Source organism: Cryobacterium sp. MDB2-A-1 (assembly GCF_004402675.1).
Lineage (GTDB): Bacteria > Actinomycetota > Actinomycetes > Actinomycetales > Microbacteriaceae > Cryobacterium > Cryobacterium glucosi.
Window position 1 is genome coordinate 1 of sequence record NZ_SOFK01000050.1, and the last position, 13,580, is coordinate 13,580.

At 64.4% G+C, this 13,580-nt stretch carries 14 protein-coding genes and 3 pseudogenes; 11 read left to right on the plus strand and 6 right to left on the minus strand.

What is annotated here, in order from left to right; all coding sequences use genetic code 11:
* Together E3O39_RS17720 and E3O39_RS17725 are read right to left on the minus strand one after the other, a co-directional pair.
* Positions 1–479, minus strand: a pseudogene (locus tag E3O39_RS17720) (IS3 family transposase); the annotation flags it as partial.
* A 314-nt stretch (positions 480–793) separates the two neighbouring features.
* Positions 794–1,651 (minus strand): helix-turn-helix transcriptional regulator, encoded by an 858-nt coding sequence (locus E3O39_RS17725; RefSeq protein WP_134449282.1) that lies wholly within the window; start codon positions 1,649–1,651, stop codon positions 794–796.
* Between the two features lie 85 nt (positions 1,652–1,736).
* On the opposite strand from E3O39_RS17725, the gene E3O39_RS17730 reads away from it, so the two are divergent.
* The 8 genes and pseudogenes from E3O39_RS17730 to E3O39_RS19620 form a co-directional block, all read left to right on the plus strand.
* A complete protein-coding gene (locus E3O39_RS17730) occupies positions 1,737–2,522 on the plus strand; it encodes an SDR family NAD(P)-dependent oxidoreductase (RefSeq protein ID WP_134449283.1) in 786 nt (261 codons plus the stop codon).
* Between the two features lie 14 nt (positions 2,523–2,536).
* On the plus strand, positions 2,537–3,292 hold the full coding sequence (locus E3O39_RS17735; protein WP_198413473.1) for an SDR family oxidoreductase: 756 nt from the start codon (positions 2,537–2,539) through the stop codon (positions 3,290–3,292).
* Positions 3,293–3,583: 291 nt separating this feature from the next.
* A pseudogene (locus E3O39_RS17740) lies at positions 3,584–4,155 on the plus strand (recombinase family protein).
* 53 nt (positions 4,156–4,208) lie between these two features.
* A complete protein-coding gene (locus E3O39_RS17745) occupies positions 4,209–5,255 on the plus strand; it encodes a YhcG family protein (protein ID WP_134449284.1) in 1,047 nt (348 codons plus the stop codon).
* A 53-nt stretch (positions 5,256–5,308) separates the two neighbouring features.
* The gene (locus E3O39_RS19935) at positions 5,309–5,551 is read left to right on the plus strand and encodes a recombinase family protein (protein WP_241975522.1); all 243 of its coding nucleotides are present in this window, start codon (positions 5,309–5,311) and stop codon (positions 5,549–5,551) included.
* 409 nt (positions 5,552–5,960) lie between these two features.
* Positions 5,961–6,428, plus strand: coding sequence for a hypothetical protein (locus E3O39_RS17755; protein WP_134449285.1), 468 nt, complete (start codon positions 5,961–5,963; stop codon positions 6,426–6,428).
* A 340-nt stretch (positions 6,429–6,768) separates the two neighbouring features.
* Positions 6,769–7,014 (plus strand): hypothetical protein, encoded by a 246-nt coding sequence (locus tag E3O39_RS17760; RefSeq protein ID WP_134449286.1) that lies wholly within the window; start codon positions 6,769–6,771, stop codon positions 7,012–7,014.
* Positions 6,932–7,126: pseudogene (locus E3O39_RS19620) on the plus strand (hypothetical protein); the annotation flags it as partial. The gene E3O39_RS17760 and the pseudogene E3O39_RS19620, both read left to right, overlap by 83 nt.
* On the opposite strand, the gene fdxA reads toward E3O39_RS19620, so the two are convergent.
* The 4 genes from fdxA to E3O39_RS17780 form a co-directional block, all read right to left on the minus strand.
* A complete protein-coding gene (gene fdxA, locus E3O39_RS17765) occupies positions 7,052–7,390 on the minus strand; it encodes a ferredoxin (RefSeq protein WP_134449287.1) in 339 nt (112 codons plus the stop codon). The pseudogene E3O39_RS19620 and the gene fdxA overlap by 75 nt on opposite strands.
* Positions 7,387–8,727 (minus strand): aminotransferase class III-fold pyridoxal phosphate-dependent enzyme, encoded by a 1,341-nt coding sequence (locus tag E3O39_RS17770; protein ID WP_134449288.1) that lies wholly within the window; start codon positions 8,725–8,727, stop codon positions 7,387–7,389. The genes fdxA and E3O39_RS17770 overlap by 4 nt, the downstream gene beginning before the upstream one ends.
* 67 nt (positions 8,728–8,794) lie before the next feature.
* Positions 8,795–9,157 carry a DUF488 domain-containing protein gene (locus E3O39_RS17775; protein ID WP_134449289.1) on the minus strand — a complete coding sequence of 121 codons (363 nt, stop codon included), beginning with the start codon at positions 9,155–9,157 and terminating at the stop codon, positions 8,795–8,797.
* A gap of 3 nt (positions 9,158–9,160) precedes the next feature.
* Positions 9,161–9,775 (minus strand): TetR/AcrR family transcriptional regulator, encoded by a 615-nt coding sequence (locus E3O39_RS17780; protein ID WP_166787376.1) that lies wholly within the window; start codon positions 9,773–9,775, stop codon positions 9,161–9,163.
* A gap of 133 nt (positions 9,776–9,908) precedes the next feature.
* Between E3O39_RS17780 and pdhA the strand changes: the two genes are divergently transcribed.
* Genes pdhA through E3O39_RS17795 form a run of 3 tightly spaced genes read left to right on the plus strand, consistent with a single transcriptional unit; the run spans position 9,909 to position 13,344 of the window.
* The gene (pdhA, locus tag E3O39_RS17785; protein WP_134449291.1) at positions 9,909–11,045 is read left to right on the plus strand and encodes a pyruvate dehydrogenase (acetyl-transferring) E1 component subunit alpha; all 1,137 of its coding nucleotides are present in this window, start codon (positions 9,909–9,911) and stop codon (positions 11,043–11,045) included.
* Positions 11,042–12,058 carry an alpha-ketoacid dehydrogenase subunit beta gene (locus E3O39_RS17790; protein WP_134449292.1) on the plus strand — a complete coding sequence of 339 codons (1,017 nt, stop codon included), beginning with the start codon at positions 11,042–11,044 and terminating at the stop codon, positions 12,056–12,058. The genes pdhA and E3O39_RS17790 overlap by 4 nt, the downstream gene beginning before the upstream one ends.
* On the plus strand, positions 12,055–13,344 hold the full coding sequence (locus E3O39_RS17795; protein ID WP_134449293.1) for a dihydrolipoamide acetyltransferase family protein: 1,290 nt from the start codon (positions 12,055–12,057) through the stop codon (positions 13,342–13,344). The genes E3O39_RS17790 and E3O39_RS17795 overlap by 4 nt, the downstream gene beginning before the upstream one ends.
* The last annotated feature ends 236 nt before the right edge of the window (positions 13,345–13,580 follow it).

Below are 13,580 nucleotides of genomic sequence, written 5' to 3' on the forward strand. Positions count from 1 at the left end.
CGGGCGTGTCGCGGTGAATTTCCGTTTGACGAGGTCGTCGTGGACGGGCGGGCCGGCCTTGCGCGTGAGGCCGCGTTTCTTCGCGAACACGGACCAGAGCCGCTGCTGCGAGCACAGCCGCCAGACCCGGTTCTCGCCGACGCTGAGGCCCGACTTGTGGAGCTCGTCGGCGATGAACCGGTAGCCGAACGCAGGGTCGTCCCGGTGAGCGTCCCAGACCGCGTTGGTGAGGTGGGCGTTGTCCCAGTCGCGCTGGGAGACTGGGTCGCGCTTCCACTGGTAGAACGCTTGTTTGGAGAAGCGCAACACCCGGCAGGTCACCGTGACGGGAACACCGTCGACGGCCAATTCACGGACCAGCGGGTACATCATTTTGGGTTGACGTCCCGGGAGAGATAGGCCACGGCCCGGCGCATGACCTCGGCTTCCTGCTCGAGCAGCCGGATGCGCTTCTTGGCATCCCGGAGCTCGGTGGATTCCTTCTCGATCACACCGGGCCTGACGCCTTCTTCGACGTCGGCTTTCTTNAGGCGTCGCCACAGGCATGTTTGAGGCGCTCTTCGTTTGCCTCTCCCGACGTGCGCTGGTACAACAGCGCACTGAACGAAAACAGCGGGCCACTCTTCAGAGCATCCACGCCAAGCACCCGGAACGCCCCCACTCCGTCATTGCCACCCCGAACGGCAGGTACTCCGTCAGAGTCAGAGTGGCGTTGTGAACCGCAGCGTTTCGTGGCGTCTTTATCGCAGAGATAAATGTCTTGAGCGCGGCCAGAGGGCAGCCGGTACTTTGGTCAGGAGTCTCGGTGGCTGACGAGGGGCTCTGTTCCGATGACACTGAGGAGGGCGAGGTTCTCGGCATCGCCGGATCCTATGGGCGCGGTGTAGAGGATTAGATGCTGGTCCCGGTCTGTGACGGCGAGCGAGTCGCAGTCGACGGTGATGTCGCCGACGGGCGTCGCCCGAAACGTCTTCTTGAGGGGCGGCGGGATCTGGACGTCGTGCCGCTCCCACAGCCGGGAGAATTCCGCGCTCCCTTCCCGCAACTCCCGGATGAGGTCGGCAATGACAGGGTCGGAAGGGTAGCGCGCCTGAGCGCTCCGCAGTTGCGTCACAACACCCTCTCGGAACTCGACGTCGTCGCTGATTCCGTAGATCGCGGGTGGAGGTTGCCCGCCGGCGAGGAAGGCTTTGCGCGCGAGGTTGCGATCGTGGGGCTCGACGAGAGCGAAGTCTTCCATCAGGGCTGCCGCGAGGTCGTTCCATGCGAGCACCTCGAACGCTGCGGAAAGGACGATCCCTGCCGTGAGCGGTAAGCGTTCGAGAACTCCGAGGACGCTGGGGCGCACGTCACGGCGGTGCAGCCCCGACGGGGCGGGCGTGGTGCCAGCAAGGAGGTGCAGGTGGTCGGATTCCGCGTCCGTGAGGCGAAGTGCGCCTGCGATGCCTGCCAGGACCTCGGCTGACGGGCGAGGTGCACGGCCTTGCTCGAGGCGGACGTAGTACTCGGTCGAGATATGCGCGCGGACGGCGATCTCCTCCCGCCGAAGACCGGGCGTTCGCCGGCGTGCGCCCGAGGGCAGGCCGACGTCTTCCGGGCGGAGTCGCTCGCGGCGACTGCGAAGAAACGCGCCCAGTTCGCTTTTGTCCATACCCCAAGTGTGCGTGCCAGAGGCGTGCGGAGCGTAGTACCGTCTGTGCCTGGATCCGGATCCGTCACGGGCAGACGCTGTCGATATGACAAACACCAACGAGTCCATCCCGGTCGGCCTGCTGACCGGCAAAGTCATTTTTATTACCGGAGCCAGCCGCGGTATCGGTGCCGCCGCAGCCCATCTCTTCGCCTCCGAGGGCGCAGCTGTCGTCCTCGCTGCCCGCAACACGACAGCACTCGACTCTCTCGTCGCCCAGATCCGCACCACGGGTGGCACCGCCGACCGCGTCGCCATGGACCTCTCTGACCGTGCCAGCATCCGTGCTGCCGTCGGCCGGGTCGAGGAGCTCCACGGGCGCCTCGACGGAGCGTTCAACAATGGCGGGGTAAACCAACAGAACGTCGGCCCCCTCGACACCACCTCCGACGACGACATCGATGAGCAGTTCTCCGTCAACTTCCGTTCCCACTGGGTCGCGATGGTCGCCGAGGCGGCTCTCATGCGGAAGTCCGGTGGTGGGGCGATCGTGAACACCTCCAGCATCGGCAGCCGACGGGCCGTACCTCCGCTGCCCGCTTATGCGGCGATGAAGCGCGCCCTGAACAGCATTACCGAGACGGCCGCCGTCACCTGGGCGGGTGAGGGAATCCGTGTCAATGGGATCACGCCCGGCGGCACTGCGACCGAGATGATGGACGAGTGGGAGAAGAAGACCCCGGGCATTATCGATGCCAATAATGCTGCCAGCCCCATCGGCAGGATGGCGACCGCGCTGGAAGTCGCGGAAGTCGCCGGATTCCTTCTCAGTGACCGTGCCTCGGCCGTGACGGGCGCCATCGTGCCTGTCGACGGCGGCGCCGGCGCCTAAGCGGAAAACCTCACATGACTATCACTGATCTCACAGGGAAGGTCGCTGTCGTTACCGGTTCAAGTCGTGGCATCGGACGGGCGATAGCGATCCGGCTCGGGGCTCGGGGAGCGCAGGTCGTGGTGAACTACGCACACGGTGCGCAGGGCGCGGCCGAGACGGTTGCCGCCATCATTGCGGCCGGCTCCGATGCGGTGGCTGTTCAGGCCGACGTTTCCGATCCGGGTCAGATTGAGGCACTTTTCGACGCGGCTCGATCGCGGTTCGGAGGTATTGACATCGTCGTCGCGAACGCCGGAATCGACGAGACCGGCGGGCCAATCGTCGATGTCACAGAAGCGGATTACGACCGCATGTTCGGCGTCAACGCAAAGGGTGCCTTCTTCACGTTGCAGCACGCGGCGCGCACCGTGAACAGAGGCGGCTCTATTGTGCTGATCGGCTCAGGATCCACCAGCCGTCCCGTCGCCGGTTTCGGCCTCTACGCCTCAAGCAAGCTTGTCGGGAATTACCTCGTGGGAGTCCTCGCACAAGAAATCGGTGAAAGAGAAGTGACGGTCAACACCATCCTTGCCAGTGCAACGGATGGTGCCGGCTACTTCTCGGCCGGAGCCGACAACGATGAGCTCCGTACGCTGGTGCAAAACGCCAGCCCGCTCGGAAGAATGGGGTCGGTCGACGACGTCTCAGACGCTGTCGAGTTCTTCATCGGCCCACTCTCCCGCTGGGTGAGCGGTGCGCAACTCCTGGTCAGCGGCGGCCAAAACTGACTCTTCTGCATGGATCACCGATTCGTTGGGGACCCTCAAACACAGTTCATGCGTTGAGGGTTCCCCCGCAGTAAATCGTGGGAGCCATGAGCCTCTGCGGGACATATCAAATGGCTCCGGTTCTGTCTTGGGTGCGAGCACGATGGCCCAATGACTTCTGTCCGTAGACGATCGTTCGCGAGACACGCTCGGACGGGTTCAGCAAGTCGCGGGAACATCGGGCGGTATTAGTAATGCTTGGCGTGTACGCGTCTATGTAACGCGTTACCGGGTTGATGATACGTTGCTGGTATGCGAATTGGATATGGTCGGGTCTCTACCCGGGATCAGCACCCTGAGGCCCAACACGATGCCTTGACCGCGGCTGGTTGTGATCGGATATTCCTGACACGGCTTCGGGAACACTCGCCCGCCGGCCTGAACTTGACAGGGCTCTACTCTCGGCGACCCGGGCCGGCGATCAGCTCGTCGTGACGAAACTCGACCGGCTCGGCCGGTCGTTGGAGAACCTCATCGATTTGTCGAACACCCTCCAGGAGCGCGGCGTTGATTTGGTGGTCTTGGATCAGGGCATCGATACGTCCAGTATCACCGGGCGGATGTTTTTCCAGATCCTTGGCTCGATTGCGGAGTTTGAACATGCGCTGATGTCTGAACGCACCCGCGATGGGCTGGCCGCGGCCCGTGCCCGGGGACGGACCGGCGGGCAGAAGCCCAAGCTCGGTCCGCGTCAGGTCAGGCTGGTCCGTGAGATGTATGAGGAGAAGGACGCCGACGGCAAGCGGGCCCACACTGTCCAGCACATCGCCGGGGAGTTTGGAGTCACTCGGCCCACGATCTACCGGCACTTGGCCAAACCCTGAGCCCCGGCTGTCCGCTGCGGGCAGGGCCGGCCGACCTCCATTAGCGTTGAGGAATGAGTTCCCTCGTCCCGTCCGACTACGCTGCCACGCTTGAGAGCATCAAGCGGCTTGTGCATGAGGCGCGCTACATAGCCCAGCGCCGGGTGAACACCGAACTGCTCAGGCTCTATTGGCAGATCGGAGCGGCGATTATCGAGCGACAGAAGACGGCCGCGTGGGGCAGCAAGGTTCTTGTCCAGCTTTCTGCGGATCTGCGTGCAGAGTTCCCGACCGCGAAGGGGTTCTCGCCAGCCAACCTCAGGTACATGCGCCGGTTCGCCGAGGCGTGGCCCGAACACGATTCAATTCGCCAACGACCCGTTGGTGAATTGCCCTGGGGCCACGTCATCGAGCTGCTTGACAAGCTCGACGATCCCGAACTACGCGAGTGGTACAGCGCCAAGGACATCGCGCAGGGTTGGAGCCGTCCGGTGTTGGCTCACCAGATCACCACCCCCCTGCACCTGCGCGAAGGCACAGCTCCGTCCAACTTCCTGCACGCTCTTGAACGCCGTGATTCTGAGCTCGCTCAGCAGATCACTAAGGATCCGTTCACGCTCGAGTTCCTCGCGATCGACGGTGACGCCGCCGAGCGAGAGCTGGAGGACCGGCTCGTCGAGCGCATCATCGACACACTCCGCGAGCTTGGCCCCGGGTTCGCGTTCGTGGGACGCCAGGTCCACTTCGACGTCGACGGCGATGACTTTTTCGCCGATCTGCTGTTTTTCCACGTCGACCAACTCCGGTATGTGGTCATTGAACTGAAGACCACGAAATTCGACCCGCGCGACGCCGGCCAACTCGGCTTCTACGTCGCCCTCGTTGAGGATCGGCTGCGGAAGCCGCAGCACCAGCCCACGGTTGGGATGCTCCTAGTCGCTGACAAAAACGAGTCCGTCGTCCGGTACGCACTCGCCGGCACCACCCAGCCGATCGCTGTCTCCCGTTACGACCTCTCGCCCGCCGAGCAGGCTGCGCTTCCCGCCGAGGACGCTCTAACCCGCGCGGTCGCCCTCGAGCTCGATGACCACCCCCAGCGCCAGGCCAACCCCTCCGACTAGGCCACGACCTGCGCCACCTCGTCACGACCCTCCACGGACTCACCGAACGGGGGATCGGGCCTCAGGGCCTCGCTGGGGAGGGGGCGGCGACCGACACCACTACGGTGTCCGGGGAACTGGCCTTCAGCGTTTTCGCTGCCGTGGCAGAGATCGAGCGGGCACGTATCTCAGAACGCACCATTGGAGCCTTCGTCGCGGCGCGCCCGCGGGAAGGCGAGCGGCCGTGCACGAGGACAGCGGCCAAAGCTTACCTCGGCATGGCCGCCACGAGAACAGCAGGAGTGCGGGAGCGGTAGTGGCGAGGAGTGCTTGATGGTAGCGGCAGTCCGCGTAGTTGGTAGCACGGTTCTAGCGAGGTAGTAGCGACCCGGGCTGGGTGCCCGGCCCGCTGGGTGTCACTCCCAGTAACCGTCTTGGGCGTTGTTGGTGAGGCGGGTTACGATCGATGCCGCCGCGACCCGGTCGGGAAGTTCCGCGACCCCAGTGCGCGGGTACGGTCTGGGAGGGGATCACCGTCGGGGAGCCGGTCGATGGACCTCGGGTCCCGTTCACGGTACGTTGAGGTCCTCACCTTCGAGGCTGTTCCGCAAGCTATCAGGCAGCGAAAATGCTGACAAGAGGTAATAAACTCTGCACCAGGCCGCAATCTGCGTTGTCGCTACCGAACGAAGGGCACCCTTATTGCCATCTGACACCGTTGCATTGTTGGACGCCATCAGCATCCTGGCCGATTGGGACCACCACCCACGGATACGGTCAACACTGCGCACCACACGCCTCGGGGCCTCAACGCTGAGTTCGATAGATGCGACACCGGTAGACGACGAATGGACCGTCACCCGCCCAGACGATGATGTTGTTGAGCGTCGAACGGCCGACGGCGTCTACACACTGACGATCGGACACAAGGAGGTAGAACGGTTTTTTCGTGACGCTCGCCGGGTTCCACCCGCGCTGTGCCTGGTGTTCCCTATGTCCGCTTTCATCTGGGGCCGTCCGCGAGATATGTGGAGGATGGTCGGCGCCGCGAGGGAGGGAGACGAGACGAAAATCACATTGGTCCACACAGAGCAGACGCCATTCGAGGCGATTTTGACGGTCAACCATGACCTGCGGATTGCCACCAAGCTTGCGTCGCTGGGAGAGACCCTGGAGATGTTCGACTTCGAGTGATTGCACGTCGCACAGAAGTATCTGGGTGCTTCCAGACGGGGCGTTCGGGTCTAGGACCGGACCTCCGAAGCGCGCGCAGCCTCGTACTTCACGCGGAGTGCGTTGATCCTGCTCGCCAATCCGTTGTGAGCAGCACGCGGCTGGTTCCAGCTGCAATCTGCGTGTCGACGATGACGCCGCAGTTCCGACGGAGTGCCGGGTTGTCGCGTTGCGCTGTCATCTGTCGGCGGCCATGACAAGCTGCCCATAGGCGGCCACGGAACTGCCCGCTGACGGCCAGTAGAACTGCTTGGGTTCTATCGGTCGTTGCAACACCCGGCACTTTTCAGGAGTTGCGACCATGGTTTCCGAACAGACAAAACGACCACCAGCCCGAACGTTCACCGACGACGAGAAGGCGTCATTCTTCGCCGCGTTCGAACGGCTCGGAAGCATCCGCCTCGCCGCCGAGGAACTCGGCTTCAAGCCCATGACGTGTCGGCATTGGGTAACCCTCGCGGGCATCGATGTCTATCGGAATGCTCGTGCACGAGGCGTCTGTGCTGATCGTGATTGTCAACGCCATGCGCCTCTTGCGTCGGCATGAACGGCACAGCGCGGCGCGCCCATCCGCCTTGGGTGGGTTAGGCCGCGGGGTGGGTCTTGACGAACCTGGTGTCCACGCCAATGACGGGGATCTTCGAGGCGCCACCCGGTGATCCCACCGGGGCTTCCCGCTCTTCGAGAATCTCGGCGAAGAACCTCTCGTTGTCGCGGAGGTACGGTTGTTCCCCGTCGGGTAGGTCGGCTTCGTAGTAGATGGCCTCGACCGGGCAGACCGGTTCGCAGGCGCCGCAGTCGATGCACTCATCCGGCTGGATGTAGAGGGTGCGCTTGCCCTCGTAGATGCAGTCGACGGGGCATTCGTCCACGCACGCCCGGTCCTTCACGTCGATGCAGGGGGAGCCGATTACGTAGGTCATTTGGGTACCGCCGTCGATAAGGTGGCAAGGGTCTCCTCGATCACGGTGGCCGCGTCGTCGATGAGTTCGGCGCTGATCACCACCGAGGGCAGTAAGCGGAGCACCGAATCCCACGAGCCGGCGTCCAGCACGATGACGCCGTGGCTGGTGGCGTGGTCGATGATCGCCCGCAGCGCCGCCGGGTTGGGGGTGGTCGTGCCCGGAACGACGAGCTCGACGCCGAACATGGCGCCCTGGCCGCGCACGTCGCCGACCACGTCGTAGCTGCTGGGCCAGTGGCCGATGCGGGCCCACAACATCCGTTCGACCTCCCGGGCGCGTGCGATCAGGTCGTCACGTTCGATCAGGTCGAAAACTGCCAGGGCCGCCGCGGTGGACACCGGGTTGCCGCCGAAGGTTCCGCCGATGCCGCCGGGCTGCACCGAATCCATGATCTCGGCGCGGCCGGTGACCGCCGCGAGCGGAAAGCCGCCGGCGATGGCCTTGGCCGTGGTGATCAGGTCCGGTACGACACCGTGATGCTCGATCGAGAACCAGGTGCCGGTGCGGCCGAGGCCGGCCTGGATCTCGTCGGCGATGAAGACGATGCCGTGTTCGGTGCAGAACTCGCTCATTCGCTGGAAGTAGCCGGGGGCGGGGATATTGATGCCGCCGTCGCCCTGGATCGGCTCGACGACGAAGGCGGCCACCTCGCTCGCGCCGATGTGCGTGACGATGTAGTCGATGGTGCGTTCGGCGGCCTCGGGTCCGGACAGGCCGTCACGGTAGGGGAAGCTCACCGGGGCGCTGTAGATCTCTCCGGGGAACGGCCCCATTCCGGCACGCTCCGGCCACGGTCGGTACGTCATCGCCATGGTGAGGTTGGTCCGGCCGTGGAAGGCATGGTCGAGCACCACGATCGCGCGGCGACCGGTGAACTTGCGGGCGATCTTCACCGCGTTCTCCACCGCTTCGGCACCGGTGTTCACCAGGATTGAGCGCTTCTCGAAGCCGCCCGGGGTGATCGCATTGAGCTTCTCGGCCACCCGAACGTAGTTCTCGTACGGGGTGACGGTGAAGAGGGTGTGCGTGAGCTTGGCGGCCTGCGCGGCGGTGGCCGCGGCCACCTCAGGCAATGCGTGGCCGAAAGAGGTGACGCCGATACCCGAGCCCAGATCGATGAGCTGGTTCCCGTCCACGTCCACCAGGATCGCGCCTGATCCGTGGTCCATGTAGATGGCGGCCAGGGTGCCGGCGCCGGCTGACACGCTCTGGGTTCGGCGTTCATGCAGGGCGAGGGACCGAGGTCCGGGCAGTGCGGTGAGGAGGTTGCGGTGTTGCGGCACGCTGTACGTCATGACGCCACCCTACGGCCGGGATTCGCTCCCACGCCCGGGAACCGCAAATTAAAATGAAAGAAATTATTTAATTGTTACCCAAGTAAGCGGCCAAAATTAGCGCGTGATTGACCGCGGGGTCTCTAGCGCCATAGAGCAGGGTGGTGGGTCCGGCGGCCTGTGCTACGAGCTCGCGCAGTTCGGTCACGGCCCGCATTGTCGCCGGGTCGCCGTCGAGTTCGGCGCGATAACGAATGGCGAAGTCGTCCAGTCGCTCGGGATCGTGATTCCACCAGGTACGCAGTTCCGGAGACGGGGCCACCTGCTTGAGCCAGGCATCGAGTCGGGCCCGCTCCTTGGAGACGCCCCGCGGCCAGAGCCGGTCGACCAGTACCCGGCATCCGTCGCCGTCGGCCACGTTGTCGTAGATGCGCTTGATCCGGATGTTCACGGTCTACCTTTCCGGCACGTCGGTGAGTCCGAGGTGGGCCAAGGCCGCATGGGCGTAGTCCGCGGCAGCCCCCGCCGTGATCGGCTCGAGCAGCCCAAGCAGCCGTCGGCGGTAATCTTCGCCCAGCAGCAGCGCGTAGAGCGCCTCGGCACGGTTGGTGGCACCCTGTCCGCGTTCGGCGTTGATGTGCTCGGCGAGTCGGGCGACGTGGCGCATGTCGCCGTTGTCGTGCAGCGTGCGGGCCAGATCGGGAAAGCGCAATGACTCGGCGATCACGAGCCTGTGCAGGCCGATCATCTGGGCGGAGTGCAGGCGGAAGACGATCCGGGCGGCCAGGGATTCCAGGGTGTCCCGGTTCTGGCTGTCGCCACTGACGGTCTCGGCGAGGCGGCCCTGCATCTCGGTGAAAACACCGTCCTTGTTGCCGAAATAATTGTATATGGTGCGCTTGGTTACCCGCGCGTCGGCGGCGATGCGGTCCACCGTGGCGTTGCCGAAGCCGTATTCGAGAAAGTTCGCCAGGGCGGCGTCGAGAATCTGCTCCTGCCGCTCGATGCGACCGGCCTCGGTGGGGCGGCCACGCTTTCGTTCGAGCGGCTCTAGGTTCGCGGGTTGCACGGGGTGCCCTTCGGATTGTGGGTAACGCTGTACATCCACGCTACTCGTCGTTGTAGAATGATACGACGTCGTATCATTAATTCGATTCGACTCCTCAACCGCGACCTCACGAAGGCCGAAAAGGAGTTCAGACATGTCTACTCGACAGCGAACTGCCGTGGCACCCCCGAAGCCCGGCACGCACCAGAACGCCAACCCCACTGTTGTGATGCATCAGACGGCCCCGAGCGACACCGCCGGCGCGAAACGTGCGACCGACTTCTATCGACAGATGGTCTTCATCCGCCGGTTTGAAGAACGGGCCGCTCGGGCGTACACCCAGGCGTTGATCGGCGGCTATTGTCACCTCAACCTCGGCGAAGAAGCCGCCGTCGTCGGCCTTATGGCGGCCCTGCGGCCCACGGACTACCTCTTCACCAACTACCGCGAACATGGCTACGCGCTGACGCGGGGCATCGACCCCAACCGGGTGATGGCCGAGCTCTTCGGCCGCTCAGACGGTGTCTCCAAGGGCTGGGGTGGCTCGATGCACATGTTCGACCTCGAAAAACGGATGCTGGGCGGTTACGGAATTGTTGGCGGCCAGATCCCATTGGCTACCGGTGCGGCCCTCGCCATCGACTACCGCGGTGTGGATGAGATCGTCATGTGCACAATGGGTGACGGAACGACGAACATCGGCGCCTTTCACGAGTCGCTCAATATCGCGGCGCTCTGGAACCTGCCCATCGTCTACGTCGTCATCAACAACCGGCTCGGAATGGCAACAACAGTGGACAAGTCCTCGGCGGAGCCCGAACTGTACAAGCGGGCTTCCTCTTACCGGATGGCGTCAGAACGGGTCGACGGGCTTGATCCCGTCGCCGTGTTCGAGGCAGCCCAGCGGGCCGCGGCAGTCGCGCGCGGCGGAAGGCCGTTCCTGCTCGAGGTGATGACCGAACGGCTGCGCGGGCACTCCGTGGTCGACCCCGGCAAGTACCGGGGCGCCGAGGAGATCGCGCTGACCAAGGAGCGTGACCCTGTGGTCACCTTCGCCGCCCACCTCTTCGAGACGGGTCTGCTCACGGAGCAGGAGATCGCAGCCATCAACGATGGTGCCATCGCGCAAGCCACGGCCGCCGCGGTCTTCGCGGAGGCGAGCCCGTTCCCCGACGTGGCCACCCTGTTCGACTACACCTACGCCACACCCGTGGCAAACGACTCGCACAGGTTGCCCGGGCAACCCCTCTTCGAGCCGGCTCCGTACCCCGAGCACGAGGCCACCCGATGAGCATCATGACCTATCGGCAGGCACTGCACGATACTCTGCGCTCCGAGATGCACCGCGATCCCGATGTCTTCTTGATGGGCGAGGAAATCGGCCTCTTCGACGGCGCCTACAAGATCACCGCGGGCATGCTCGACGAATTCGGCGAGAAGCGGGTGCGCGACACCGCGATCGCCGAAGAAGGCTTCACCGGAGCTGCCATCGGTGCCGCGATGCTGGGGCTTCGCCCGGTCGTGGAGATCATGACAATCAATTTCAGCCTTCTCGCTCTCGACCAGATCGTGAACCACGCCGCCAAGATCTACGGCATGTTCGGCGGGCAGGCCCGCGTGCCCCTCGTCATCCGCACCCCGGGCGGCGGCGGCCAACAGCTCGGCGCCACGCACTCGCAGAACATTGAACTGTTCTACGCTTTCGTGCCCGGCATGAAGGTCCTGGCCCCCAGCACCCCCGCCGACGCTAAGGCCATGATGCTCGCGGCGATCCGTGACGACGATCCGGTTCTCTTCCTCGAGAACCTCTCGCTGTACAACACCAAGGGCGAGGTTCCCGACGACGATGTCCCAGCCGAGATCGGCAAGGCCGCCATCACCCGGCGCGGCCGCGACATCACGCTGATCGGCTACTCGCGGATGGCCTACGTGGCGGCCCAGGTAGCCGAGCAGCTCGCCGAGTCCGACGGCCTCGACATCGAGGTTATCGATCTGCGGAGCCTGCGCCCCCTCGACCGCGGGACCGTGGTGGAGTCCGTGAAGAAGACACACGCTGCCGTCATTCTCGAGGACGACTGGCTTACCTATGGGATTGGCGCCGAAATCGCCGCGACGATCTCCGACGGTGCCTTCGACTACCTGGACGCACCGGTTCGTCGCGTTGCCATGGCCGAGGTGCCGATGCCGTACTCAAAACCACTGGAGACTGCCGCGTTGCCGTCGGCGGACGACGTCATCGGCGCCATCCGGCAGACACTCGACGCCGTCGGCCGCCGCCGCAACCCGATGGAGAACAAGTCATGATTGAGATCACAATGCCGCGCCTGTCTGACACCATGACCGAAGGTGCGATCGCGGTGTGGCACAAGCAGCCCGGCGACAGGGTCGAGGTGGGCGACATTCTCGTGGAAATCGAGACCGACAAGGCCACGATGGATTACGAGGCCTATGACGCCGGCACCCTCTCGAAGCAGCTGGTGTCCGAGGGGGAGCAGGTTCTGATCGGCGCCCCCATCGCGCTGCTGGACGACGGTAGGGCGACCCTCGTGCCCGAGCCGGCCGTGGCTTCTGTTGGCGCGGTTCCAATTGCCGCTGCGCCCGCAGCTGACCTTGCTCCGGCAACGGATGCCGCGGCGCCGGCCTTGCCCGTCGCCGAAGACGGCGCCCGCTTGTTTGCCTCCCCGCTCGTGCGGAAGCTTGCCAGGGAGAACCACCTCGACCTGAGCCAGGTTCGCGGTACCGGCCCCGGCGGTCGGATCATCCGTGCTGACACCGTGGGCCTACTCGCCCAGGAGCAGGGCTCCGTCGTCGCCCGGGCCAGCCTTGCGGCCGCGGTTCCGGCGCCCGCTGCCTCAACGTCAGGCGCCATTGCCGGTGCAGACGACAAGCGTGGCTCGGAGGCAGTGGCGCTGAGTAGCATGCGGCGCATCATCGCGCGCCGTCTCGGCGAGAGTGCCCGCACCATCCCGCACTTCTACGTGACCGCAACAGCGGATGCCGAGAACCTCGTGCTCCTGCGCACCGACCTCAACGTCCAGCTGGTGGCGGCCAATCGTCCAAAGGTAAGTATCAACGACTTGCTCATTCGCGCGAGTGCGCTGGCGCTGCGAGAACATCCGCTGGTGAACGCCTCGTACATCGACGACGCGAGCGGCGAGATGCTCGTGCACCACCGCATCAACGTGGGTGTCGCCGTCGCCGGAGCCGTGGGACTGGTGGTTCCGGTGATCGAGGATGCGGACCAGAAGACGGTCAGCCAACTCGGCACCGAGGCCAAAGCCTTGGTGGCACTAGCCAATACCAAGAAGCTCACGCCGGCGCAGATGTCGGGTGGAACCTTCACGATCAGCAACCTCGGCATGTTCGGCGTCGACCAGTTCACCGCCATCATCAACCCGCCCGAAGGGGCGATCCTCGCCGTCGGCGGAATGTCCCTCGAGGCCGTTGTCGTGGGGGAGGAGATCCTGCCCCGCCACCGTATGACGTACACCCTCTCCGCGGATCATCGGATCATTGACGGGGCCTTGGCCGCTCAGTTCCTGCAGACACTCACCCGCCTCATCGAGAATCCGTGGACCATCCTGGCCTGAAGCGGGTACCCCCGCTCCACCAGCCTCGCTCGACCCACACTCACGAACGTAGAAGATAGGACGCACCACAATGGCACGCACAGAAAACGGAAAAGTCGCACTCATCACCGGTGGGGGACAGGGAATCGGGCAGGGAGTCGGAATTTGTCAAGGTGAATGAGGCCAGCGTGAGTTTAGGCGGCTAGTTTCGGCTCGTCTTCTTGAGCTTCGGCGGGCTTGTTGATCCAGGCCGTGTC